The organism is Provencibacterium massiliense (assembly GCF_900169495.1).
GTDB lineage: Bacteria > Bacillota > Clostridia > Oscillospirales > Ruminococcaceae > Harryflintia > Harryflintia acetispora.
In genome coordinates this window covers 1732352-1756690 of record NZ_FWCH01000012.1, presented here as the reverse complement: position 1 = coordinate 1756690, position 24339 = coordinate 1732352, and the positions used below count along the sequence as shown (strand labels likewise).

19 protein-coding genes are annotated in these 24339 nt (G+C 62.5%); 12 read left to right on the top strand and 7 right to left on the bottom strand.

Annotated features, from left to right (window positions below):
* Positions 1 to 4 precede the first annotated feature (4 nt).
* The 4 genes from pap to hisC form a co-directional block, all read right to left on the bottom strand.
* Entirely contained in the window at positions 5 to 1492 is a 1488-nt protein-coding gene (gene pap / locus B5477_RS13490; protein WP_079700160.1) for a polyphosphate:AMP phosphotransferase, read from the bottom strand.
* Positions 1493 to 1674: 182 nt separating this feature from the next.
* Positions 1675 to 2868, bottom strand: coding sequence for an AI-2E family transporter (locus B5477_RS13485; RefSeq protein ID WP_079700159.1), 1194 nt, complete (start codon positions 2866 to 2868; stop codon positions 1675 to 1677).
* A 9-nt stretch (positions 2869 to 2877) separates the two neighbouring features.
* A complete protein-coding gene (locus B5477_RS13480) occupies positions 2878 to 3672 on the bottom strand; it encodes an alpha/beta hydrolase (protein WP_079700158.1) in 795 nt (264 codons plus the stop codon).
* 584 nt (positions 3673 to 4256) lie between these two features.
* Positions 4257 to 5321 carry a histidinol-phosphate transaminase gene (gene hisC / locus B5477_RS13475; protein ID WP_079700157.1) on the bottom strand — a complete coding sequence of 355 codons (1065 nt, stop codon included), beginning with the start codon at positions 5319 to 5321 and terminating at the stop codon, positions 4257 to 4259.
* A gap of 302 nt (positions 5322 to 5623) precedes the next feature.
* Between hisC and B5477_RS13465 the strand changes: the two genes are divergently transcribed.
* The 3 genes from B5477_RS13465 (at position 5624) to B5477_RS13455 (ending at position 9655) form a co-directional block, all read left to right on the top strand.
* On the top strand, positions 5624 to 6184 hold the full coding sequence (locus B5477_RS13465; RefSeq protein WP_242942205.1) for a GrpB family protein: 561 nt from the start codon (positions 5624 to 5626) through the stop codon (positions 6182 to 6184).
* A 61-nt stretch (positions 6185 to 6245) separates the two neighbouring features.
* Positions 6246 to 9428 (top strand): UvrD-helicase domain-containing protein, encoded by a 3183-nt coding sequence (locus B5477_RS13460; RefSeq protein ID WP_079700154.1) that lies wholly within the window; start codon positions 6246 to 6248, stop codon positions 9426 to 9428.
* 50 nt (positions 9429 to 9478) lie between these two features.
* On the top strand, positions 9479 to 9655 hold the full coding sequence (locus tag B5477_RS13455) for a DUF4250 domain-containing protein (protein ID WP_079700153.1): 177 nt from the start codon (positions 9479 to 9481) through the stop codon (positions 9653 to 9655).
* 81 nt (positions 9656 to 9736) lie between these two features.
* Here B5477_RS13455 and B5477_RS13450 read toward each other — a convergent pair whose 3' ends face one another.
* From B5477_RS13450 to B5477_RS13440, 3 genes are read right to left on the bottom strand one after another with little or no spacing between them, the layout of a single operon-like run.
* Entirely contained in the window at positions 9737 to 10318 is a 582-nt protein-coding gene (locus tag B5477_RS13450; RefSeq protein ID WP_079700152.1) for a GNAT family N-acetyltransferase, read from the bottom strand.
* Positions 10319 to 10357: 39 nt separating this feature from the next.
* Positions 10358 to 11107 (bottom strand): TraX family protein, encoded by a 750-nt coding sequence (locus tag B5477_RS13445; RefSeq protein ID WP_079700151.1) that lies wholly within the window; start codon positions 11105 to 11107, stop codon positions 10358 to 10360.
* Entirely contained in the window at positions 11100 to 12479 is a 1380-nt protein-coding gene (locus B5477_RS13440; RefSeq protein WP_079700150.1) for an MATE family efflux transporter, read from the bottom strand. Before B5477_RS13440 ends, B5477_RS13445 begins: the two co-directional genes overlap by 8 nt.
* A gap of 336 nt (positions 12480 to 12815) precedes the next feature.
* Here B5477_RS13440 and B5477_RS13435 point away from each other — a divergent pair, with 336 nt between their 5' ends.
* The 9 genes from B5477_RS13435 (at position 12816) to B5477_RS13395 (ending at position 24309) form a co-directional block, all read left to right on the top strand.
* Positions 12816 to 14363, top strand: coding sequence for an ABC transporter substrate-binding protein (locus B5477_RS13435; RefSeq protein ID WP_079700149.1), 1548 nt, complete (start codon positions 12816 to 12818; stop codon positions 14361 to 14363).
* A 185-nt stretch (positions 14364 to 14548) separates the two neighbouring features.
* On the top strand, positions 14549 to 15502 hold the full coding sequence (locus tag B5477_RS13430; protein ID WP_341456002.1) for an ABC transporter permease: 954 nt from the start codon (positions 14549 to 14551) through the stop codon (positions 15500 to 15502).
* A 15-nt stretch (positions 15503 to 15517) separates the two neighbouring features.
* A complete protein-coding gene (locus tag B5477_RS13425; protein ID WP_079700148.1) occupies positions 15518 to 16405 on the top strand; it encodes a carbohydrate ABC transporter permease in 888 nt (295 codons plus the stop codon).
* 33 nt (positions 16406 to 16438) lie between these two features.
* On the top strand, positions 16439 to 18157 hold the full coding sequence (locus B5477_RS13420) for a sensor histidine kinase (protein ID WP_079700147.1): 1719 nt from the start codon (positions 16439 to 16441) through the stop codon (positions 18155 to 18157).
* Entirely contained in the window at positions 18154 to 19719 is a 1566-nt protein-coding gene (locus B5477_RS13415) for a helix-turn-helix domain-containing protein (RefSeq protein ID WP_079700146.1), read from the top strand. Before B5477_RS13420 ends, B5477_RS13415 begins: the two co-directional genes overlap by 4 nt.
* A gap of 25 nt (positions 19720 to 19744) precedes the next feature.
* Entirely contained in the window at positions 19745 to 20854 is a 1110-nt protein-coding gene (locus tag B5477_RS13410; RefSeq protein WP_159449057.1) for an alpha/beta hydrolase, read from the top strand.
* A gap of 163 nt (positions 20855 to 21017) precedes the next feature.
* A complete protein-coding gene (locus B5477_RS13405; RefSeq protein WP_079700144.1) occupies positions 21018 to 22196 on the top strand; it encodes a MalY/PatB family protein in 1179 nt (392 codons plus the stop codon).
* A gap of 19 nt (positions 22197 to 22215) precedes the next feature.
* Entirely contained in the window at positions 22216 to 23403 is a 1188-nt protein-coding gene (locus tag B5477_RS13400; RefSeq protein WP_079700143.1) for a M20 metallopeptidase family protein, read from the top strand.
* Positions 23404 to 23622: 219 nt separating this feature from the next.
* A complete protein-coding gene (locus B5477_RS13395; RefSeq protein WP_242942228.1) occupies positions 23623 to 24309 on the top strand; it encodes a Crp/Fnr family transcriptional regulator in 687 nt (228 codons plus the stop codon).
* Positions 24310 to 24339 lie beyond the last annotated feature (30 nt).

Below are 24339 nucleotides of genomic sequence, written 5' to 3'. Positions count from 1 at the left end.
CGGTTTACAACCGGTTTTCCGCCGCGGCGATCACGGTATCCAGGGTCTTGAGCCGGGCGAGCTTCTTGTCTTGGGACTCCACGATGGTCCAGGGGGCGAAGTCGGTGGAGGTGTAGCGCAGCATATCGTCTACCGCGATCTCGTACTGGTCCCACTTTTCGCGGTTGCGCCAGTCCTCGTCGGTGATCTTCCAGCGCTTCTCGGGGGTGTTCTCCCGGTCGTTGAAGCGGCGCAGCTGCTCGTCCTTGTCGATGTGGATCCAGAATTTTAAGAGGATCGCGCCCCGGTCGAAGAGCTCCTTTTCAAATTCGTTGATCTCCCGGTAAGCCCGGTGCCATTCTTCCGGCGTGCAGAAGCCCTCGATCCGCTCGACCATCAGCCGGCCGTACCAGCTGCGGTCGAAGATGGCGACGTGCCCGTCCTTGGGCACCCCTTCCCAGAACCGCCAGAGGTAGTGGTGACTGAGCTCGGTCGGGGTGGGCGCGGCGATGGGGACCACCTCGTAGCCGCGCGGGTCGAGCGCCGCGGCCAGGCGCTTGATGTTCCCGCCCTTGCCGGCGGCGTCCCAGCCCTCGTAGACGATGACCACCGGGACTTTCTGTAAGTAGAGGCGGTTGTGGATGGCGCGCAGGTGCTCCTGCTTTTCCTTCAGCAGCTCCTTGTAGTTTTCCGGCGCCGTCTTGTCGAGGCTGACCTCGCGCAGGCTGGGGATTTTCACCAGCGAGAAGGGGCCGGGGTCGATCTTTCCGTCCTGCTTGGGCGCGGCCGCCTTCCTCTCCTCTCCTTCGGCCAGCGCCTGGCGAATCGAGTCCACCATGATGTGGTAGACCTCGCTCAGCGCGCTGCGCCGGTCGGTGCAGCCGATGAGGTGCCAGGGGGCGCACTCGGTGTCGGTGGCCTCGAGCATCTCGTCGAAAACCTTATAATATTCCTCGTATTTTTCGTTGCGCTCCCAGTCCTGCCTGGTGGCGCGCCACTGGGTCTCCTTGGACTCGGAGAGCTTTTTGAGCCGCTTTTTCTGCTCCTTCTGCGAGATGTGCAGAAAGAACTTGATCACCAGGTATCCGTCGTCGGTCAGTTGCCGCTCAAAGCGGTTGACGCTCTCCAGCCGCCGCTTGGCCTGCGCCTCGCTGAGGTTCCCCTCGATCCTCTCGATCGAGGTTTCGGGATACCAGCTGCGGTCGAACACCGCGATCCGCCCGCGCTCGGGGATCCTGCACCAGTGCCGCCACAGCCAGGGGCGGCGCCGCTCCTCGGCGGTGGGGGAGACAGTGGAAAACACCTTATAGCTGCGCGGGTCCAGCGTGAGGATCATGTCCGATATGAGGCTGCCCTTCCCCGCGGCGCCCCATCCCTCGAACAGGACGATCACCGGGAGGCCCTTGTCCTTGAGGGTGTGCTGCAGCAGGGCGAGCTCCCGTTTGAGCACGTCGGTGTCCATGCGGTATTCCACCTTCGTCATTTTTCGTTGCAGGTCCACATGTTCGAGCATTGTTATGACCATTCCTTTCCTGGGAGCCGCGCCGGCTTCGGCTTTGCCGAAATGGCGGTTGTCAGACCGCCAAGGTGCAAAACTCCTCCTGACCGGGGGCAAAGGCCCTTTTCCTTTATTTTACACCTTTCGCCCCGGTTTGAACAGCTACCGGGTTCCACAATTATTGTTGGGATTTCCCGTCACTTTGTCCCGCCGCCCGGAGGGGACTCCCATTCCCCGGGCGGGACCTCCTTCTTTTGCAGCCGCTCATAGACCGTCCTGCGCAGCAGCGCGTAGAGCACCGAGCAAAGCGGGATGAAGAGCAGCATCCCCGCAATCCCCATGGTGCTGCCGCCGATGGTCACCGCCACCAGCACCCAGATCGAGGGCAGCCCGACCGAGCCGCCCACCACCTTGGGATAGATGAGGTTCCCCTCGATCTGCTGGAGTACCAAGAAGAGAATGACGAACCAGAGCGCGCGCATGGGATCGATGATCAAAATCATGAACGCGCCCACCGCGCAGCCGATGAAGGCCCCGAAGAGGGGGATCAGCGCGGTAAAGCCCACCAGCACGCTGATCATCAGCGCATAGGGGAAGCGCAGCACGCTCATTGCGATGAAGAAGAGGCAGCCCAAAATCACCGCCTCAAGGCACTGCCCTGAGAGGAAGCTGGCGAAGGTGCGGCTCGAGAGCGCCGCGATCGAAAGGGTCTGGCCGGCGCGCTCCTGCGGCAGGAAGGCGTAGAGCAGCTTTTTGCACTGCGCACCCAGCTTTTCCTTTTGCAGCAGGATATAGACCGAGAAGACGGCCGCCAATACGGCGGTGAGCAGCCCGCCCAGGATGGACATCGCCGCCCCCATCACCGAGCCGAGCAGGGTGCCCGCCCCGTTTTGCAGGAAATCCCAGGTGCTTTTGACGATTCCCGACCAGTCCAGCTCGAGCGACGAGAGCCAGGAGGAAATCAGGGGGACCTGGTCGGAATACTGCTGCAGGAGCTGTGTCGCCCGCTCGATGAAGGGTGGGATATTCGCCGCGAGCATGCCGAGGCTGCGCCCCACCTCGGGCAGGATGAGGAAGAGCACCACCGCGATGACGCCCAGCACCAGCAGAATGGTGAGTACCAGGCTCAGCGGCCGGCGCAGCTTGTAGGCGATCCGGCCGGGGCGCGATTTGGATTTTTCATACCGCGCAAAGAGCGCCCGTTCGAGGGCGCGCATCGGCACGTTGAGGATGAAGGCCACGCATCCGCCGATGAGGAAGGGCATGACCAGCCCCAGCAGTACCCCGAGAAAGGCGCCGAGGTCGTCGAGGTTTTGCAGCCCCCAGTAGAGCCCCACTCCGAAGGCCACCAACAGCAGCAGCCGCTGAAAGGTCTGTTTGTCCAGTTGCATATCGTCTCCTTATTGGTCCAGCCAGTCGAGGAAGCGCTGGATCTGCGCCTCCCATACGTCCCAGTCGTGCCGCCCGCCCGGCACCTTGCACCAGGTGAGGGGGTAGGAGCGCTCCAGCAAAAAGGAGCGCATCTTGAGGTTCATCGAGTAGCAGGCCTCGTCCGCGTCCCCGCAGGACAGGTAGGCGCGCGGGAGTTTATTCCCGGACGCCATCGCCCGCCCGGTCAGCGCGAAGAGGTCGTTTTCGCTCCCGGCGATGGGCTTCCCGCCAAAGACGTCCTGTGCCTGGCGCTCGAGCCCCTGCCCCTTTGCGGCGGCGGCCACCGCCTCGATGTCGAGCGCTCCCGAGAAGGAGCCGAAGGCGGCGTAGCGCTGCGGATAGGTCATCGCCGCCTTGAAGGCGCCGTAGCCGCCCATCGAAAGCCCGGCGATATAGGTGTCCTCCCGCCGGGAGGACACCGGGAAGGAGGCGCCGATAAAGCGGGGGAGCTCCTCGGTGAGATAAGTAAACCACTGCGCGCCGTGCGCCATGTCAATGTAAAAGCCGTTCTCCCCGTGCGGCATGACGAGCGCGAGATTGTGGCGCTGGGCGTAGCGCTCGACGTTGGTCTTGCGCAGCCAGGCGCTCTCGTCCCCGTTCATCCCGTGCAGCAGGTAGAGCGCCCGGAGGGGCTCCCTTTTGGCGTAGAGCATATCGAGGCTTTGCGTCAGCGTTTCGCTGCTGCCCGACGAGGGCAGGCAGACGTTGACCCGGGTGGGGGTCATCAGGATTTTGCTGAAAAAGTTGCATGTAAACAGTGACATAACGTTTCCTCATTTATCTTTGATCTCTCATGCCTATACTATACCAGCTTGGGCGGGCACTTGTAAACTCGCCCCAAAGAAATTGTGTCCCCACTGTGAAAAAGGGCGGCAGGCTGCCGCTCCCAATTCGCGCGGGAAACCGGTATGCGAGGCGGCAATTTTCATCCCGCATTTGGTCGATCAGCATTTACAATACGGCACTTTACGCTGCGCACAAAAAAAGCGCGGTGGAATTTCCACCGCGCTTTTCCGCAATCCGGACTTTGGAGTCCAAAGAGGGCAGTTGGGCGCATGCCCGCTCTGCGAGCGGCGCGCCTCTCGGACCTGAAAAAAATTTTCATTCCGAAAAGCTCTGCCGCTTCCCCGGACGCCTTTTAAGACGTCGGGCCCCTCTCTTCAAAAATGATTGGGATTCTCAAGGGTTTACAACCCTTGAGCGGGTGCGGGCGGCGCCCGCGGTCTTTTCCGGGGTACTGACACCCGCGGCCGCAAATCCTCCCAAAGATCAGGAAGGGGAGCAAAAAGCTCCCTGTGGGAGGTTTTTGCGTGGGGAAACCCTATCAAGGGGTTTCCCCGGCCTGCCGTCAGAGCGCGGCGAGGATTTCCTTGGTAGCCTGTAAAAAGTGCTCCATCTGCTCCCGGCTGCCGATCGAGATGCGCACGTAGTCATCGATCCTCGGCTGGGGGTAGTAGCGGATGAGGATCCCCCGCTCGCGCAATTTTTTGGCGTACTCCGGCGCGCTGATCCCCTTGGGGGAGGCGAGCAGGAAACTGGTGTGCGAGTCGGTCAGGGTGAACCCGAACGCACGCAGCTCCTCCTTGAGCCAGTCGCGGGTCTCCATCACAGCGCCCACGCACCGGCGCATATACGCCTGGTCCCGCAGCGCGGCGGCCCCCGCCGCATGAGAGAGGGTGGAAATGCTGTCCGGGTTGAAGGAATCCTTGAGCGCGTTAAGGTCTTTGATCACCGCTTCGCTGCCCACCGCGAAGCCGATGCGCGCGCCCGCCAGGGAATATGCCTTGGAGAGGGTGCGCACCACCAGAAGGTTGTCATATTGCGCGGTGAGGGGGATGCAGCTCTCGTTGCCGTAATCGACGTAGGCCTCGTCGATCAGCACCAGGCGGTCGCGGTCCTGCGCGAGCAGCCGCTCAATCTGCTCCAGGGTCAGCGTCAGGCCGGTGGGGGCGTTGGGATTGGGGATAAAGACGCAGCCCCTGCGCCCCCGGTAGTCTTCGACCGCGAGCTGAAAGTCCTCGCGCAGCGGCACCTCGTGAAAGGGAACGCCGAAGGTGCGGCAGCAAACCTTATAAAAGTTGTAGGTCACGTCCGGGAAGCAGACGGGGCGCCCCCTGCCGCCGAAGGCCTGGATGGCGTAGCCGAGGATCACATCCGACCCCGCGTCGCAAAAGATCTTTTCCATCGGCAGACCGTAGAGCCTTGCGACCTCCCGGCGGATTTCGGTGCAGGCCGGATCGGGGTAGAGGCGCTGGGCGCGCTGGAGCTCCCCGGTGACCGAGGCGAGCACCAGGGGCGAGGGCGGGAAAGGGGATTCGTTGGCGTTGAGCTTGATGTACTCCCGGTCCTTGGGCTGCTCGCCGAGCTGGTAGCCCTCCATCCCCTGAAAGCGGTCGATTAAAAATCTGCTCACGGTTCATCAATCCTTTCTATCGGCTGTTTTGCGGGCGGCCAGGTTAGCGGGGGAGCCTTCATAGTCGAAAGTTTGCCCCTCTCCCGCGTTATCATACACGGCGCGTTTGCGATCCATCCCGCCCCTTCAAAAAAATAAAGGAGCACGCCGGAAAGCCTGCGCTTTCCCTGCGTGCCCCTTTGCACTTCCTTCATTTTAATCATGCGCCGCCCTTTTGTCAAGGCGGCGCTCCGGCATTGTGCGAAGCTCTCCGGTGTGCTAAGATGGAAGATAGGAAAATCATGATAAGGGGGAGGGCAACTGTGAGCACGGAGGAGTATTTAAACAAGGTCACCATCGGCGGCGCCACGGTGCACAACGGGCAGATCAGCCTGTGCGAGTACGACAAGAGCTGGCCCGCCGGGTTCGGGCGCGAGGAGGAGAAAATTCGCGGCGCGCTGGGCCCGCGTGCGCTCGCTGTCGAACATGTGGGGTCCACGTCGGTGCCGGGACTGTGCGCGAAGCCGATCCTGGATATCCTGCTGCTGGTCGAAAACGCGGCCAGGGAGGAGGACTATGCCGGCTTGCTCGAGCGCGCGGGCTACATCTTCCGGATCCGGGAGCCGGACTGGTACGGGCATAGGATGTTTAAGGGCACAAATCCTCCGGTCAACCTGCATGTGTTTTCGCTCGGCTGCGAGGAGGCGGAGCGTATGCTCGCCTTTCGCGACTGGCTGCGAAGCCACCCTGCCGACCGGGACCTCTACGCGCGCACCAAGCGGGAGCTTGCCCAAAAAACCTGGAAATACGTACAGGACTATGCCGACGCCAAGACAAAAGTGGTGGCAGAAATCATCGCCCGCATGAACGCCCGGAAGGCTTAAGGGGCCGCCGGGAGGACGGTAAGCCCATGGGCCCCGCCTCCGGGAAGAAAGGAGCCAGACAATGCTGATCGCAGATTTACATATCCACTCCCACTACGCGCGGGCCACCAGCCGGGACTGCGCGCCCGAGGCGCTGGATCGCCACGCGCGGCGCAAGGGGATCCACCTTTTGGGCACCGGGGACTTCACCCACCCGGGCTGGCGGGCGGAGCTTTACGAAAAATTGCGCCCCGCCGAGGAGGGGCTCTATACCCTGAGGGAGGAATACCGCCTGCCGGCCGGGGTCGCGGGCAAGGGGGAGGAGCCGCGCTTCGTCGTCAGCGGGGAGATCAGCTCGATCTATAAGCAGGGCGGGCGGGTGCGCAAGGTCCATAACCTCATTCTGCTCCCCTCGCTGGAAGCGGCCGCGTCCCTCTCGCACAGGCTGGAGGCGATCGGCAACCTGCATTCGGACGGGCGGCCGATCCTGGGGCTGAGCAGCCGGGACCTGTTGGAAATCACGCTGGACGTCTGCCCCGAGGCAGTCTTTATCCCGGCGCACATCTGGACGCCGCACTTCTCCCTCTTTGGGGCCTATTCGGGCTTTGACACCATCGAGGAATGCTTCGGGGACCTGACAGGAGAAATCCATGCGCTCGAGACGGGGCTCAGTTCCGACCCGCCGATGAACTGGAGGCTGAGTGCTTTGGACCGTTACCTGCTCGTCTCCAATTCGGACGCCCACTCCCCGCAAAAGCTCGGGCGGGAATGCAACCTGCTCACCTGCTCCATGAGCTACCCCGCGCTGCGGCAAGCGATCGGCGGCGAGCGGCACGAGGGCTTTTACGGCACCATCGAATTTTTCCCCGAGGAGGGGAAGTACCATTACGACGGGCACCGCAAATGCGGCGTCTGCCTGCGCCCGGCCGAAACCGGCGAGCAGGGCGGGCGCTGCCCGGTCTGCGGCGGCAGGATCACGGTGGGGGTGCTCCACCGGGTCGAGGAGCTGGCGGACCGGCCCGAGGGGTACCGTCCCGCCGTGGCCAAGCCCTTCGAGAGCCTGGTGCCGCTGCCCGAGGTGATCGCGGCCTCCACCGGCCTTGGCAGCGGCAGCGTGCGGGTGCAAAAGCAATATGACTACCTGCTGCGCCAGCTCGGGCCGGAGTTTCAGATCCTGAGGGAGACGCCGGTCGGGGAGATCGAGCGGTGCGCGGGCGGCTATGTCGCCGAGGGGGTGCGCCGCCTGCGCGCGGGGCAAGTCGAGGTGCGGCCCGGCTACGACGGGGAGTACGGACGGGTACAGATCCTCAGCGAGCACGAGCGCGGCCTGCTCACCGGCCAGCTCTTCTTTTTCGGGGAGGAGGCCGCCGCGCCCCCAAAGAAACGGGAGTACACGCCGGAGCCGCGCCCGGCGGCAAAGGAAGCGGCAGCCAGGGAAGCGCCGGGGCCCGAGGGGCTCAGCGCCGAGCAGCATGAGGCGGCCGCGAGCGCCGCTCCCGCGGTGGCAGTGATCGCGGGGCCCGGAACCGGGAAGACGCGCACCCTCGTCGGGCGGGTGGCTGAGCTGATCGGGCAGCGGGGGGCGAAGCCCTCTGAGATCACCGCCGTCACCTTTACCAACAAGGCGGCCGGGGAGATGCGGCAGCGGCTGCAAAAGACGCTCGGGAAGCGGGCGGCGAACGCCTTGCAGATCGGCACCTTCCATTCCATCTCGCTCGAGCTGATCCCACAGACAGAGCGCCCGGCGGTGGTGGACGAATATGGCGCGCTCGCCCTCGTGGAGGACATTTTAAAGGCGCGTGGGATCAAGGGGAAGGCCCGCGACCTGCTCGACGCCATCTCGCGGCGCAAAAACGGCCTTCCGGAAAAGCATGCCCTGCCGGACGGAGTTTTTGAGGACTACTGTGCCGCGCTCGCGCAGTACGGCGCGATGGATTACGACGACATCCTGCTGCGCGCGCTGGCCCTCTTCGGGGACGAGCGGCAGGCGAAGAAGCTGCACAGCCGGTTTACCCATCTGCTGATCGACGAGTTCCAGGACATCAGCGACACCCAGTACCGGCTGATCGAGTGCTGGGGGCAGAAATCGAAGAGCATTTTTGCCATCGGGGACCCGGACCAGTCGATCTACGGCTTCCGCGGCTCCTCGGCGCGCTGCTTCGAGCGCTTTTTGCAGGAGCGCCCCGGCGCGCTCACCGTGCGGCTGCGCCAAAACTACCGCTCGACCCCTGAGATTCTCGGCGCGGCACTGCCGCTCATCGAGGCGGACGGCCCGCCCCGCGGGCTTTGGCCGCAGCGCCAGAGCGGGGAGCAAGTGCGCATTTTAAAGGCCGAGGATCCCTATTCCGAGGCGATCTTTATCGCCAAGGAGATCGGCCGGATGGTCGGCGGCGTGGACATGCTCGAGGCGCACGGCGCAAAGGAGGGACAGAGCCGGGAGAACCTGAGCTTTTCGGACATCGGGGTGCTCTACCGCACCCATCGCCAGGCCGCTTTGATCGAGGAATGCCTGCAAAAGGAGGGGATTCCCTATGTCGTCGCGGGGCGGGACGGACTGCTCGCCGAGCGGCCGGTGCGCCGGGTGCTGGACTTTTTGCGCTACCTTTGGGAACCGCACGACCTGCTGTCCCTGCGCGGCTGGCTGCGTGCCGAGAACATGGGCGCCGACGGGATTATCGGGCGCTACCGCATGGGCGAGCAAACCCCCGAGCGCCTGGCGCTCCTGCTGCAGGGCGAGGAGGAGGGGGGCGCCCTGGCGGAGCTGATCGCCCGCTTCGCCCCCCTGATCGGAAAGGGCCGCCCGGACGCGCTGCTCGAGCTGTGGTGCCGCAGCCGGGAAATCTTTGATCCCGCGCTCGAGCGGCTGCAGAACACGGCGGTGCTCTACGAGACGCTGGAAGATTTCCTTTTAAACCTCGCGCTTGGGCGGGAGAGCGACGTGGTGCGCAGCGGCGGCCGGACCTATGCCCCGGACGCGGTGCATCTTTCCACCCTGCACGGGGCCAAGGGCTTGGAATTCCCGGTGGTCTTCCTGTGCGGAGCGCAGAAGGACCTGCTGCCCTTAAAAGGGAAGGACTGCGATATGGCGGAGGAGCGCCGGCTCTTCTATGTGGGGCTGACCCGGGCGAAGGACGAGCTGCTCGTCCTCTACAGCGGCGAGCCGTCCGAATTTTTACCCCGCCTGCCCGACGGGCCCTGCGTGCGGGGGAAAGCCGAGGTGCGCCGCCGTGCGCTGGAGCTCGGGCGGCAGATGAGCCTGTTTTAGAGCATAATACCCCGCCGGCGGGCACAGGATAAAACGGGGAGGTGATCCGCATGCAGCTGCCAAAGGACCCGGTGATCCTGCTGGGGGTGATCAACACCAGGCTGCGGGATTATTATCCAAATCTCGGCGCGCTGTGCGAGGAGTGCGGCATTGACGAGGGCCGCCTGCGCGACACCCTGCGCGGGATCGGTTATGAATACGACGGGCGCACCAACCAGTTTAAATAGCCCTATAAAAGCCGTGGCCGCCCCTCCCAAAGGGAGGGGCGGCCACGGCTTTTCGCTGGGTCTGGCGGGCCCGGCGAAGGATCAGGCGCGCCCGCTCAATATTTTCTCGATCAGGGCGTCGTCGAGCGTTTGAATGGGGGCGAAGGGGGCGGGCTCATCCCCGTGTTCGCCGATGGATTTTTCAAACCAGGACACGTCGTGCCACCCGCCGCACTTGTAGCCGGCATTGTGATACGTCCCCAGCCTTGCAAAGCCGAGGGCTTCGTGCAGCCGTTCGCTCTTTTCGTTGGGGGAGGTGACCCCGCCGTAAACGTTTTTCACATTTTGCAGCCTGAGGATTTCGATCAGAATTTCGTACAGCCGCCTGCCGATTCCGCAGCTGTGGAAATTCCGGTCGAGATAGACGGACAGCTCCGCGTTCCACTGGTACGCCGCCCGCTCCATGTGCCGGTGGGCGTAGGCGTAGCCAATCACCCTCTGCCCGGACCGGCAGACGACGTAGGGGTATTCGGCAAAAATATCCGCTACCCGCCTTTGAAACTCCGCCAGGGAGGGCGGCTCGTATTCAAAGGTGACCGCCGTGTCCCGGACATACGGCGCATAGATGGACAGGATTTCCGGGACGTCCTCGCTCCTTACCAGGCGGAAGGTGCAGTCGTTCATTACAGGAAGCCTCCTTCGGTGGTGATCCGGCGGGGAAAGCTACCGGCCGCCGATCATGACGCCCACGTTTCCATGCGCCGCTATGCGGATCAATCCGCAGACAATTAAATGAAGGGGATAATATGCGTAGAAAAACCATTTCATCCCCTTCCAGCTGCCGCGTTCTCCATGATACATGCCCAGCAGGGGGATCGTCAGCGCCGTGAACAGCTGAATCGCGCCATAGAGCGGGTTGATGAAAACGGCATAGACCACGGCATAGACCGCTACCCAGCTCATCATGCCCAGCATCTGCCTTTTAAAATTCCCACGGTTTGTTCCAATTTCCAGAATTGCCAGTACGGCGATACAGCTCCAGTCCGAGCAGAAGGTGATCACCGCGATGATCAGAATCAAAAGGGTTTTTTGCCACTTTTTCAGCTTGCCGCTGTCATTGATGATGAGGGCGATCAGGCCCCAGAACAAAGGCCAGATCACGCTTGTCTGATTGAATATGGAGGTTTGAAACGGGATGAACGGGATGCCGAAGGCGAAATTATAAGCAAAATGACCCACAACCGCGAAGGCGAGCAATCGCGCCGCGTATTTTCTTTGGTTGTGCGTGTAATGGTAGCCTTCGGCGACAAAAAACCAAAAGATGGGCGCCGCCATTCTGCCGATGATGTGCAGCAGGACGATCCACCAGTTTGCCGGATAGCCCGGATATAAGACGCTTATGACGTGATCGGCGGTCATGGCAATCATGGCGACGGCCTTGAGCTCGTTCCCGGTCAGCGTTTTCTTATTCATGCGCCGGCCCCTGCTTCGCTATGCGCCGGCGCAGCCAGCCCCCCTGCAGGTAGTAGGCGATGAAGAGCAGGGAGGTGATCGCCCAGGTGATGGGATAGCTGGCCACCACCGTGCTCAGCTCCCTTCTGAAGGGGAGCACGCAGAAGATCCAGACCACCCGCATGACGCAGATGCCCGTACAGGTCATCAGCATGGGGATCAGCGAGTCGCCGGTCCCGCGGATGGCGCCCGAAAGCACCTCGATGCACACGTAGGTGAAGTAGAAGGGCACCTGGATCCACATGATCTCCATCCCGATGCGCAGCACCTCGCTGTCGGCGGTGAACATCATCAGCAGGAAGCGGGAGAGCAGGCACATCAGCACGCTCATCAGCGCGGTGGTGCCGAACGACATCCCCAGGCACACCCGCACGCTGCGCTTGATTCTATCATACTTGCGCGCGCCGAAATTCTGCCCCACGAAGGTGGTGATCGAGATCCCGAAGGCGCCGCTGATCATCCAGTACAGGCTGTCCACCTTGCCGAAGGCGGCCCAGGCGGCGACGGTGCTGGTGCCGAAGGAGTTGATGCAAAACTGGATGAGGATGTTCGAAATGGCGTACATATCGGACTGGATCCCCGCGGGCAGCCCGACGCTCAGGACATGCCGCAGCACGGGGCCGGTAAAGCGGATCTGCTTGATAAACAGATGGAAGGACTGGGTGGAGGTGAGCAGCGCGAAGACCACCAGTACGGCACTCACAATCTGCGAGATCAGGGTGGCGATCGCCACCCCCAGCACCCCCAGACGCAGGAAGACGACGAAGACGACGTCCAAAACGATGTTGCACAGGCAGGCCACGATCAAAAAGTAGAGCGGGCGCTTGGTGTCGCCCACCGCGCGCAGGATCCCCGAGCCGACGTTGTAGATGAACGAGGCGATGATCCCCAAAAAGTAGACCCGGATATAGGTGAGCGACCCCTCCAGCGTGTCGGCGGGGGTGCCCATGGCGCCGAGCGCCGCCGGGGCAATCGCGATCCCGAGCACCGTCAGACCCGCGCCGCCCACGATGGCCAGAGCGAAGGAGGTATGTACCGCCTGCGAGACCGCCTCGTGGTTCTGCGCGCCGAAGTGCTGGGCCACCACCACCGTGGTGCCCGAGGAGATCCCGACGAAAAGGTTGACCAGGAGGTTGATCAGCACGCTGGTACTGCCGCCGACCGCGGCCAGCGCCTCGGTGCCCACAAAGCGGCCGACAATGACGGCGTCCACCGTGTTGTAGAGCTGTTGGAAGAAGGTGCCGAACAGGATGGGGAAAAAGAAGATGAGCAGCTGTTTCCAGATGACGCCCTCGGTGATCCCATTCTCCTCCTGCACGAAGAAGCGGCGCATGGACGGGCCTCCTTTATAAGCGGATTTTTCAGTGCCAAAACAGGCCTGTAAATGTACATTGTACGCGGTTTTAAAGGGGATGTCAACCGGGGATTTGGACGGCATTTTGCCCGGCTTTCCGGAGGGGAAATCCGCTCGCGGCACACGCCTGCACGCAGAGAACGGATTTTTTATATAAGAGGTCCGTTTTCTTGCTTGCCCCGTTTCGGCGACTTTCCTATAATTGAAACATCGGGGCGGATGGATTTGTGGATTTTGATGATCCGCCCCACGAAGGACACCCCCGAACGGCCGGGGGTCAACGCAGCGACAGTTTTTTGAGGAGTGAAAAGCGGTATGAAAAAACGGATACTGGCATTTCTTCTGACGGCGGTCATGGCGGCGAGCGCTTTTGCGGGCTGCTCGAGCAAGGGCGAGAGTGCCCCCGAGGGCGGGGATACGGGCTCCTCCGGGGCGGCGGGCGCCGGGAGCGGGGCGGCCGAGGAGCCGTATGATCTGACCTTCATGTACATCGTGGGCGGGGACTATCCCGACCAGGCCGAGGTCGAGCAGGCGATGAAGGACCTGGCGCTTGCCGAGGTGAACGTCAACCTGAATATCGTCACCGTACCCTCGAGCTATGAAAACCAGCTGATGCTCATGCTCTCCTCCAACGAGGCGCTGGACGTCTGCCCGCTCGGCGTGCAGTCGAACGTCGTCTCCTACGTGGCCAACGGATATCTCGAGGACCTGGGCCCCCTGCTGGATAAGTATGCCAAAAACATCAAGGAGGTCTACGGGGACGAGATGAAGATCGCCAGCATGGGCGACTTCGTCTACGCCATCCCGATGAACAAGGAGCGCGACTACGCGGGCGGCATCATCATGCGCAAGGACATCCTCGACGGCGCCGGCGTGGACGTGGGGGAGAACGCCGAAAAGCTCAAAACCCTCTCCGACCTGACGCCGGTCTTCGCGGCGGTGCATGAAAAATATCCCGACATGACCGTCTTCGGCGGCGACTACGCCTACACCCCGGCGTCGATCCACTACGGGCGCTCGATCGACAACCTGGGCAGCGAGTTCGGCGTGCTGCTCGACCCGGTCAACGACTCCACCGTCTCCAACTGGTACGAGTCGGACAAATACCGTGAGCGCGTCGAGCTCATGCGCGAGTGGTACCTGGCCGGCTATGTGCAGAAGGACCTGGCCACCTCGACCGACAGCGGCACCACCCAGATGCGCGCGGGCAACCTGTTCTGCGACTTCGACCTGGTCAAACCCTACCGCGACGTCGAGGCCGAGCAGGCCACCGGCTTCGAGTGCGTGGTCTTCAACATCGACGAGCCGATCAAGAACATGGGCACCGTGCTCGACGGCTGGAGCATTGCCCACAACTCCAAGGACCCCGAGCGCGCCATGCAGTTCCTGGATTGGGTCTATGGCAGCGCCGAGTTCAACAACCTGATGAACTGGGGGATCGAGGGCAAGCATTTCGTCTACACCAATAAGGCGGAGAACAACCTCATCGCCTTCCCCGAGGGGATCAACATGGACACCGTCGGCTACCATCAGAACCGCGGGTGGGAAATCCCCAACCAGTTCCTGGCGGGAATCTGGGAGGGCAACCCGGCCGACCTGTGGGACGTGATGACCGAATACAACAGCACGATGAAGAAGTCCCTGGCCTATGGGTTCCTCTTCAACGGCGTTGAGTTCGAGACCGAGCTGGCCACCCTCAATTCGGTGCGTGAGAAGTATGTCTACGCGCTCGGCAGCGGGTCGGTCGACCCGGCGACCGAGCTGCCCAAGTTCAACGAGGAGCTCTATGCTGCGGGGCTGGAAAAGATCATGCAGGCCAAGCAGGAGCAGCTCGACGCGTGGCTGGCGAAAAAACAGGGCTAAAGCCTATACGTTTAAAAATGTGGAGCCCGATGCGCTCTCAAGGGAAAGCTGCAGGTAGCCTGCAGCTTTCTCCTTGAGAGCGCCGAAGAGGGCCGGTATCGGGCCCCGGGGCCGGGCCGGGAAAGGCGCCTTGCGGCGACGCGCGCAGGGCCCCGGAGTAAACCGCAAAGAAGGAGGGGACACGGGTGAAGCAAAGCAGCACCCTGCCGCCCGAGCGCAAGGCGCAGCGGCGGCGCAACAAACTGAAAAAATGGGCGCCCGCCTACCTGCTCATGCTGCCGGGCGTGGTATACTTTTTCATCAACAACTATATCCCCATCACCGGGCTGGTGGTGGCTTTCAAGAAATACCGGGTGGATACCGGGATCTATCTCAGCCCCTGGGTGGGGCTCAAAAACTTTGAATTCCTCTTCGCCACCAACGACGCCTTTGTCATCACCCGCAACACCCTGCTCTACAACCTCGCCTTTATCCTGGTGAACATGGTGCTGGGGATCGCCTTTGCCATCTTTATCTGCGAGGTAAGCAACAAATGGCTCAAGAAGATTTACCAAAGCGCCATCCTCTTCCCGTTTTTGATCTCGATCATCATCGTCAGCTACATCGTCTTCGCCTTCCTCAGCGTGGACAACGGGCTGATCAACAAGTCCCTGCTCGAGCCGCTGGGGATGGATTCGGTGGCGTGGTACACCGAGCAGAAGTACTGGCCGGCGATTTTGATTATCGTCAACACCTGGAAGACGGTGGGCTACTCGTGTATCCTCTATATCGCGGGGATCGCCGGGATCGATCGGGCGCTCTACGAGGCCGCCGAGATCGACGGCGCGGGCAAGCTGCGGCAGATATGCAGCATCACCATTCCCTGCCTCATGCCGACCATCATCACCATTGTGCTGCTCAACATCGGGCACGTCTTTTATGCGAACTTCGGCCTGTTTTACCAGGTGCCGATGAATTCGGGCGCGCTCTTTGACGTCACCAACGTCATCGACACCTACGTCTACCGCGCGCTGCTCAAGATCGGCAACATCGGCATGGCCTCGGCGGCGGGCTTCTACCAGTCGCTCGTCGGCTTTATCCTGGTGCTCGTCTCCAACGGAATCGTGCGCCGCTTCAGCCGCGAAAACGCGCTGTTTTAAGATAGGAGGAGAGAAATGATCCGTACCAGAGGGGACAAAACCTTCGAGGCCGTGTCCCACATCGTCATGATCCTGGTGACGCTCTGCGTCATCCTGCCGTTTATCCTGCTCGTCGTCTCCTCTTTCACCGACGAGAGCGAGCTGGTCGCCCACGGCTACTCCTTCTTCCCGAAGAAGCTGAGCCTGGAATCCTACCGCTACCTCTTCAAAAAGGGCGGTTCGATCATGCGCGCTTACGGCACCACCATCCTGGTCACCCTGGTGGGCACCGCGCTGCACGTCACGATGGGCTCGATGCTCGCCTTCGCGCTCTCGATGAAGGGGTTGCCCGGCAAGCGCTTCTGGAGCTTCTACGTCTTTTTTACCATGCTCTTTAACGGGGGGCTCGTACCCACCTACCTGACCTACACCAACATGTTGCACGTCAAGAACACCTTCTTCGGGCTGCTGGTGCCCAACCTCATGCTCTGCGCCATCCATGTGCTGCTCATGCGCAGCTACTTTTCCACCAGCATCCCGGACGCCATCTACGAGGCGGCCGAGATCGACGGGGCGGGGATTTTCACCATCTACTCGAGGATCGTGCTGCCGCTGGGCAAGCCGATCATCGTCACCATCTCGCTCTTCGCGGGGCTGGACTACTGGAACGACTGGCTCAACGGCCTGTACTTCATCAGCGACCAGAAAAAGTACGGGATTCAGACCATGCTCTTTCGCATCCTGGAGGACATCCGGGTGCTGGCGAGCGCTTCCCTGGGCTCGGCGGGCATGAACATCAAGATTCCTTCCGTCTCGATCCGCATGGCGATCGCCTTTGTGGCCATCATCCCGATTATCATCATCTACCCCTTCCTCCAGAAATATTTCCAGGATGGTATTGCCCTGGGTGCGGTGAAGGGATAAACTGTACTCAAAAACGGGAGGGGTCAAAAGCCTATGAAGCGCAAGCGCTCCTTTGCCTATCTGCTGCGCCTTCTGCTGGCGGTCTACATACCGCTTTTGCTGCTCAATTTCACCATCAGCTTCATGATCATCCGCCACATCCGCGAGCAGACCATCAGCCTGCTGCGCGCCAACATGGACATCTACGCGGGCGAGATCGACAACCGGCTGGAGAGTGTAAACTACATGCTGCTCAACACCCTCTTTTCCGAGCAGGCGCTGCTGCTGCGCCGCCAGCCCGAGGACGTGATCGATGAGATCAACGCCACCAACCGGCTCAAGAAGCGGTTCGCCGAGGGGCGCATTTCCTTCGGCAACGAATATAACTACTTCCTCTGGGCGCAGGACTGGGACGGTTTTATCTCCTCGAGCAGCGATTCGGCGGCGTTTTTGCAGTTCCAGGCGGTGCTCGCGCACATCAAGGACCTGCTGCACTCCCCCGGGCTCGGGGCCCTGGCCGAGAAGAACACCTGGACCGTCTTCGAGGAGGGCGGCAGCTACTACCTGATCAAAATCTACCGCTACCAAAACCAGATCATCGGCGCCTGGGCGCCCGCCGAGCGGGTGCTCTCCCCGCTGTTTCGGAGCAGCCCCGAGGACGGCTTCCTCGTCATCCTCGACGAGGAGGGGAACATCCTGACCGGGGGCGAGCAGGCGGGCGACCTCCCGCTGCCCATCGAGAAGGGGAAGGGCGCTTCGATCATCAAGAACCGCCTGGTCATCCCCGAGGGCTTTAAAAAGGGCGACTTCTCGGTCAACTGCGTGATCACCAACTGGGGCGCTTATGAAAACGCCACCCGCATATTGCTGCTGCTCACCTTCGCGGCGGTGCTGACCTTGACGGTCGGGCTCTGGCTGCTGCTCTACGTCAAGCGGGCCATCGTCGACCCGGTGCGCCGTTTTTCGGAGCATCTGCGGGACTATAACGAGAGCGGGGCCATGCTCGGGGAGGAGAACATCCTCGAGCTGGAGAGCGCGGGGGACGTCTTCAACGGTCTGATGGAGCAGGTGGAGGACCTCAAGATCGAGGTGTACGAGGAGAGCCTGCGCCGCCAGCGCGCCGAGTTCGACTACATGCAGCTGCAGATCAAGCCGCATTTCTACCTCAACTGCATGAACATCATCTACAACATGGCCCAGACGAAAAACTACCGCGAGATCCAGCGCCTCTCGCTGACGGTCTGCAAGTACCTGCGCTCAATGTTCCGAAACGGCATGGTGCCGGTGCCCATCGAGGAGGAGCTTTCGCTGGTGCAGAGCTATCTCGACATCCAGCGCATCCGCTACGACGCGCAGTTTTCCTACCTGATCGAGCAGGACCCGGCCACCGCCGGGGCGTTGATCGCCCCGCTGATCATCCATACCCTGGTGGAAAATTCGATCAAGCACAACATCACCCAGGAGGGCTCGCTCACCGTGCGCGTGCGGCTACGCCGGGTGATGGAAGACGGCCTGGAGGCCCTCTCCATCCGGGTGGAGGACACCGGCGGCGGCTTTGAAGAGGACATCCTCGCGCTGCTGCAGAGCGGGCGGCGCCCGGGGCTTGCCGACGGGCGGGGGATCGGGCTCTACAACACCCGCCAGCGGCTGGAAATCCTCTACGGCGGCCACGGGTCGATCCGCTTCGCCAACCGGGAGGAGGGCGGCGCCCGGGTCGATATCCTGATCCCGCTTCAGAAGCCGCCCGCGGCGGGAAGGGGGGCGCAGCCATGAACATCCTGCTGGTGGACGACGACCGGTACGTGCTCGAGGGGATCAAAGAGGGGATCGACTGGTCGGCGCTGCCGATCGAGGGGATTTACACCGCCCAGAACGCCCAGCAGGCCAAGCGCATCCTTTTGAGCACCCCGGTCCAGATCTTGGTCAGCGACATCGAGATGCCCCGCGAGAGCGGGCTGGACCTTTTGGAGTGGGTCAACGGGCAGGGGATGAAGCTGCAAAACATCTTCCTGACCAGCTACGCCCAGTTCGGCTACGCCCAGCGGGCGGTCTCGCTGGGCAGCTTCGAGTATTTCCTAAAGCCGATCGAATACGACAAGCTCCAGCAGATCATCGGCAAGGCCGCCGAGAAGGTGCGCCAGGAGGAGCGCGCGGGGGAGTACTGCGCCTACGGCGAATACTGGGTGGACAACCGGGACAACATCCGGGACTACTTCTGGCGCGGGCTGTGCGAGCTGCCCGAGCGGGGGAGCCGGGAGGTGATCCTGCGCCGCGTACAGGAATATAAGCTCCCCTATGACGGGCAGGAGCAGTTCCTGGCGCTCTACTTTAGGCTCTGGGGCCTTCTCTCCTGGGAGGACGGACGGTGGGAATACGCCTTCCAGAACATCGCCAAGGAGCTCTTCGCCCCCTTTTCGGTGGAGACGGTCCAAGCCATGGGCGAGGGGGGATTTCTGGTGGTACTCTCGGACTTCCGGGGACGGCGGGAGGCGCTGCTCGCCGCGGGAAGGAAGCTGATCGCCAGCTACCGCCAGCACTTTTCCTGCGAGGTCTGCGGGTACCTCTGCGAGCCCTTCTTGCTGGTACAGTTCCCCGCCGCGCTGGGGCGGCTCGCGAGAGCGGACCGGGACAATCTGACGGTGCGCGGCAAGATGCTCCTGCTCAGCGAGTGCCGCCCGCCCGCGGGGGAATACCTGCCGCCCGACCAGGAACGCCTGGGGCTGCTCTTCGAGCGGCACGACGCGCAGGAGCTGCACAGGGCGGTGGAGGAGCACCTCGCCGAGATGGAGCGCCGGGGCGCGGTGAGCCGGGAAAACTTTAAAAAGCTGCGCTTCGATATGCTGCAGCTGCTCTTTTCCAAGCTCTATTCGCGCCAGATCGAGGCACGCAGGCTCTTTTCGAGCGAGCAAAACGACCTGCTCTACGCGCGCTCGCTGCGCTCGGTGGCGGGGATGCGGGAGTATCTGGAGTATCTGATCGACACCTCGCTGGCCTACGGGGACCTCGCGGGGAACGCAAAGTCGGTCGCCGGGAAGATGTGCGACTACATCGAGGAGAACCTGGGGCATAACATCACCCGGCACAGCCTGTCCGAGGCGCTCTTCTTCAGCCCCGACTACCTCGCCCGGCTCTTCAAAAGGGAGATGGGGGTCTCGATCGCAAGCTACCTGCTCGAGCGGCGCATGGAGCGCGCGCGGGTACTGCTCTCCACCACCCGCAAGTCGATCCACCTCATTGCGCAGGAGCTGGGGTATGAGAGCAGCTCATATTTCTGCAAGCTCTTTAAAAAGCGCTTCGGGGTTACCCCGAACGAGTTCCGTTCACATGAAGCATAAGCACATCCGCAGGAGGGGATTCACCATGGTACAATATCCGCATGAGCTGTTAAACGGCCTGCGCCACCAAAAAAACACCATCGAGATGTACGGCACGCAGATAGAAATCAAGGCCATCCCGGACGAGCCCCGCCCCGGGCGGCTGGACCCGCGTGAGCGGGCATCGGCCGAGGAATACCGCCGCCAGACCGAGGCGGGCAAAATCAAACCCGAGAGCGAAATGACCCTCGAGGAGCAGCGCCTGGAGATGGGCTTCCCCGGCTGGAACATGAACACCGTGGCCATCCACACCCGCTATGAGGAGATCGAGTGCTCGGGGCGCAAGGTGGGCATTTGGATCTACTATCCGCGGCTGCCTGTCGGCAGGCAGGGCCGCGCGGGGCTCGTCTACCTGCACGGCGGCGGCTGGATCGGCGGCGCGCCCTTCGACCTGGAGGGCGGCTGCCGGCTGGTGGCGCAGCTCGCCGACTGCGTCGTCTTTAACATCGACTACGCCCTGGCGCCCGAGCACCCCTATCCGGCGGGGCTCGACGACTGCTTCGCCGCGATCCGGCATATCCATCAAAACGCCGCCCGCTTCGGGGTGGACCCCGAAAAGCTCGCCGTCGGCGGGGACAGCGCGGGGGGCAACCTCGCCGCGCTCTGCGCGCTGCGGGACCGGGACGAGGGGGGCCGCCTGCTCAAGAAACAGTTTTTGCTCTACCCGGTCGTCACCTTCTCGGGCGAAGGGGTGGGGGACTACCGCTGGAGCCTGGACGACTACGACGTCTGCGACGAGGACCGGGAGATCATCCTCGACTCGCTCGATCTCGGGCACCCGTCCGAGGAGGGCAAGCCCTCGATGGGCAGAATCGAGGGGTACTACCTGCAGCACGGCGAGGACCCGAAGGGCCCCGCCGTCAGCCCGATGTTCGCAGACCCACATGGGCTCTGCCCGGCGGTGATCGTGGGCGCGGAGTTCGACGGGCTGCGCGTGCAGGACGAATACTACGGCCGCCTGCTGCGCGGGGCGGGGGTGCCGGTGCGGATCCTGCGCTACTGCGGCATGCGCCACGGCTTCTTTGAGAAGCTGGGGCTGGTGCCGCAGGCCGAGGACCTAGCGCATGAGATCGCGCAGGAGATGAAAGCGCTCTGACCGGCCGTCGTGCCGTCCCCGGCGCCCTTCCAAGAGAAGGGCGCCGGGGCTTTTGCACGTTCAGGTGTATCCCGTTTTACATCCCATAGAAATTCGCGGTTGACATCCGCCGCCCGGATTTTACAATGGAGATAGAATCTATCATCAGAAAGGCGGCGGGAGGATGTATCAATTTGACGAGAGGATCGACCGGTACGGCTGCAACCAAGTGAAATACGACTTTGTCGGCCGGGTGGCCGAGGGGGTGCGCGCCGATGCGCTGCCCATGTGGATCGCGGACATGGACTTTGCCGCCTACCCGCCGCTCATCGAGGCGCTGCAAAAGCGGGTGGAGCGGCGCACCTTCGGCTACAGCCTGCACAAGACCGATGAGTTCTTCGGCGCGATTCGGGGCTGGCTGCGCTACCGCTTCGGCTGGGAGGTGGCAAACGGGGACATCTGCTACACCCCCGGCATGATGACGGCCATCGCCTTTTTGATCCAGGGCCTCTCGGCCCCGGGGGAAGGGGTGGTTATCCAGCCGCCGGTCTACGACTCCTTCGCCGAGGTGATCGAGCGAAATGGCCGCCGGGTGGTGAACAACCCCCTGATCCCGCGGGAGGACGGCGGATACGAGATGAACCTTACCCAGCTCGAAGCGCAGCTGCGCCTGCCGGAAAATAAAATCCTGCTCCTTTGCAGCCCCCACAACCCGGTGGGCAGGATCTGGCGGGAGGACGAGCTGCGCCGCGTCGGCGAGCTCTGTAAAGAGAACGGGGTCTTCCTCATCAGCGACGAGAGCCATTGCGACCTGGTGCGAAGAGGCCTGCGCCACGTCCCGGTGCAGCAGCTCTTCCCGGGCAGCCCGCTGATCGCCACCTGCATGACCCCCTCCAAGACCTTCAGCGTGTCGGGATTCCAGATCGGGTATGTGCTGCTGCAGGACGAGGGGCTGCGCGGCATCTGGGAGCGGGAGTCGATGAAGGTACATATCTTCCACCCAAACGCTTTGGCCATCACCGCGCTGCAGGCGGTCTACAACGACTGCCGGGAATACTATGAGCGCTCGCTCGACTATCTGGATGAAAACCTGCGCCTGGTGGACGATTTTTTAAAGACGGAAATGCCCCGGGCGCGCTACCGGCTGCCCGAGGCGACCTATCTGTGCTGGATTGACCTGCGGGGCTACGGCTGTCCCCCGCAGGAGATCATGGAGCGTTGCCTCTACCGCGGCAACGTCGTGCCGGACCCGGGCGCCGGCTTCGGGCAGGGGGGCGAAGGCTTTATCCGCCTCAACGCCGGCTGCCCGCGCGAGACGCTCATGGAGGGGCTGCAGAGGCTCAGGAAGGCCATGGAAGACTGAGAGAAAGGGAGGGACCGAGATGGAAGAAAAATTAGCCGCCCTGCTGGAGGAGGCCGTCGACGGGGTGATGGACGAGGTGATCGCCTTTCGCCGCCAGCTGCACCGCCGGCCCGAGCTGGGGTTTGAGACCTTTGAAACGATGGAGCTGATCTCGAAAATACTGACCGAAGCCGGGATCGGGCACAAGACCCATTGCGCCGAGAGCGGGGTGGTCGCGCGCATCCCGTCGAAGGGGAGCGGCCATAAGCTCGCGCTGCGCGGCGACATCGACGCGCTGCCGGTGACGGAACAGACCTCGCTGCCCTTCGCATCCGAGATCGAGGGGCGCATGCACGCCTGCGGGCACGACAACCACGCGGCCATCGCGCTGGGCAGCGCCCTGGTGCTCAACCGGCTGCAAGGGCGGCTCCCCGGCGAGACACTGGTGGTCTTCCAGCCCGCCGAGGAGGGGCCCACCCTGCCGACCGGCGCGCGCCGTATAATGGCCGAGGGGCACTTGGACGGGGTGCGGGAAATCTACGGGCTGCATGTCTCCAACGAGCTGATGGTGGGCCAGATCGGCTGCCGCTGCGGCAATTTCATGGCCTCGGCCGATATGCTGAACGTCAAATTTACCGGCAAGGCTAGCCACGCCGCCTACCCGCACAAGGGGGTGGACGCGCTGCTGGTGGCCTGCCGCTTCGTGGACGCGGTGCAGACCGTCGTCAGCCGGATGAGCGACCCGCTCGAGCCGATTGTGATCAGCTTCGGCAGGATGATAGCGGGCGAGGCGGGGAACGTCCTGGCCGGCGAGGCGCAGCTGTGGGGGACCATGCGCACCTACAACAAGGAGCTGCAGCGCCGGGCCCTGGCCGCCATCGAGCAGATGGCAAACGAGACCGCCGCCATGTACGGCGCTACGGCCGAGGTGAAGATCACCCAGGCAATCGGCTCGGTGGTAAACGATAAGCGCACCACCCAGAAGCTCGAGCGGGTGGCGCGGGAGCTGCTCGGCGAGGAGCAGGTCGTCGCGCTGGAGAACCCTTCGATGGGCGGGGAGGACTTTTCGGGGTATCTCGACGCCATCCCCGGCACCTTTTATAACCTGGGCACCTCGGACGGGGTCAACCGCGAGCCGCTGCACAGCAGCACCTTCGACGTCGACGAGCGGGCTCTGCGCGTGGGGGTGCGCCTGATGTGCGCCCTCGCCTTGGATCCGGAGCGGTAAAGTTTATCAAGGGAGTTCCCGCCTGCTGCGAAGTGGGCGGGAACTTTTTCTAATTTTTCCATGATTTGTGTTGTTGACATAAGGACAATTGTATATAGTGTAATAAAAGTATGGGCGTAATTTGACGGGGTAAAGTATTCCGTTTAATACCTGCCTGAAAATGAACTTGTTATAATGAGGGTGAACGGCACCTCAAAAGGAGGAGTTTCGGTGAGCGCAATGCCTCTTTCATCCCCCTGGATCATGCAGAACATCAACCTTTGGGACTGCGTGACCGGCGGGGCGTCGCTCGAGAGCTACGAGCGGGAGGAGATCATTTACGAGCAGGGCGAGCAGATGGACTGCGTCTACGTCGTCAAGTGCGGGCGGGTGCGCCTGAGCTCGGTCGGCTGCGGGGGCAACGAGCAGATTTTCATGTTCATGGAGCAGGGCTCGATGTTCGGGGAGACCGACTTTTATGAGCGGGGGCTGCGCATCTGCCGGGCCACGGCCATCTGCAAGACCACCCTCTACCGGGTGGAGCTCGACGACTTCCGCCGCCAGCTCGAGGAGAACCTCGACTTCTGCCACAACCTGATGGCGCTCTGGTCGCAAAAGCTCAACCTGCTCACCGGGCGGATCGAATCGCTCGCCTTCACCGACACCTACAGCCGGTGCGCGCAGGTGCTCTTAAACCTCATGGAGATGTACGGCGAAAAGGTGGACGGCGGCTACCGGATCGGGGTGGAGGTCACCCACCAGAACATCGCCAACCTCGTTACCTCCACGCGGGTCACCATCAACAAGATCATCCGCCGGATGGTGCAGGAGGGGCTGATCGACCGGGACAGCCGGCACTACGTCATCCGCGACGTGGAGGGGCTGCGAAAAATCGTGGGCAGCCAGTATACAGGCAGCGGACTTTGATATTTTGCCGCGCGGCGGTGAGATAAGAAT

What these genes read in the sequence shown, in the direction of transcription:
- pap (WP_079700160.1), bottom strand. Translation starts at nt 1,492, where the DNA reads ATGCTCGAACATGTGGACCTGCAACGAAAAATGACGAAGGTGGAATAC.
- B5477_RS13485 (WP_079700159.1), bottom strand. Translation starts at nt 2,868, where the DNA reads ATGCAACTGGACAAACAGACCTTTCAGCGGCTGCTGCTGTTGGTGGCC.
- B5477_RS13480 (WP_079700158.1), bottom strand. Translation starts at nt 3,672, where the DNA reads ATGTCACTGTTTACATGCAACTTTTTCAGCAAAATCCTGATGACCCCC.
- B5477_RS13460 (WP_079700154.1), top strand. Translation starts at nt 6,246, where the DNA reads ATGCTGATCGCAGATTTACATATCCACTCCCACTACGCGCGGGCCACC.
- B5477_RS13455 (WP_079700153.1), top strand. Translation starts at nt 9,479, where the DNA reads ATGCAGCTGCCAAAGGACCCGGTGATCCTGCTGGGGGTGATCAACACC.
- B5477_RS13450 (WP_079700152.1), bottom strand. Translation starts at nt 10,318, where the DNA reads ATGAACGACTGCACCTTCCGCCTGGTAAGGAGCGAGGACGTCCCGGAA.
- B5477_RS13445 (WP_079700151.1), bottom strand. Translation starts at nt 11,107, where the DNA reads ATGAATAAGAAAACGCTGACCGGGAACGAGCTCAAGGCCGTCGCCATG.
- B5477_RS13440 (WP_079700150.1), bottom strand. Translation starts at nt 12,479, where the DNA reads ATGCGCCGCTTCTTCGTGCAGGAGGAGAATGGGATCACCGAGGGCGTC.
- B5477_RS13435 (WP_079700149.1), top strand. Translation starts at nt 12,816, where the DNA reads ATGAAAAAACGGATACTGGCATTTCTTCTGACGGCGGTCATGGCGGCG.
- B5477_RS13425 (WP_079700148.1), top strand. Translation starts at nt 15,518, where the DNA reads ATGATCCGTACCAGAGGGGACAAAACCTTCGAGGCCGTGTCCCACATC.
- B5477_RS13420 (WP_079700147.1), top strand. Translation starts at nt 16,439, where the DNA reads ATGAAGCGCAAGCGCTCCTTTGCCTATCTGCTGCGCCTTCTGCTGGCG.
- B5477_RS13415 (WP_079700146.1), top strand. Translation starts at nt 18,154, where the DNA reads ATGAACATCCTGCTGGTGGACGACGACCGGTACGTGCTCGAGGGGATC.
- B5477_RS13410 (WP_159449057.1), top strand. Translation starts at nt 19,745, where the DNA reads ATGGTACAATATCCGCATGAGCTGTTAAACGGCCTGCGCCACCAAAAA.
- B5477_RS13405 (WP_079700144.1), top strand. Translation starts at nt 21,018, where the DNA reads ATGTATCAATTTGACGAGAGGATCGACCGGTACGGCTGCAACCAAGTG.
- B5477_RS13400 (WP_079700143.1), top strand. Translation starts at nt 22,216, where the DNA reads ATGGAAGAAAAATTAGCCGCCCTGCTGGAGGAGGCCGTCGACGGGGTG.
- B5477_RS13395 (WP_242942228.1), top strand. Translation starts at nt 23,623, where the DNA reads ATGCCTCTTTCATCCCCCTGGATCATGCAGAACATCAACCTTTGGGAC.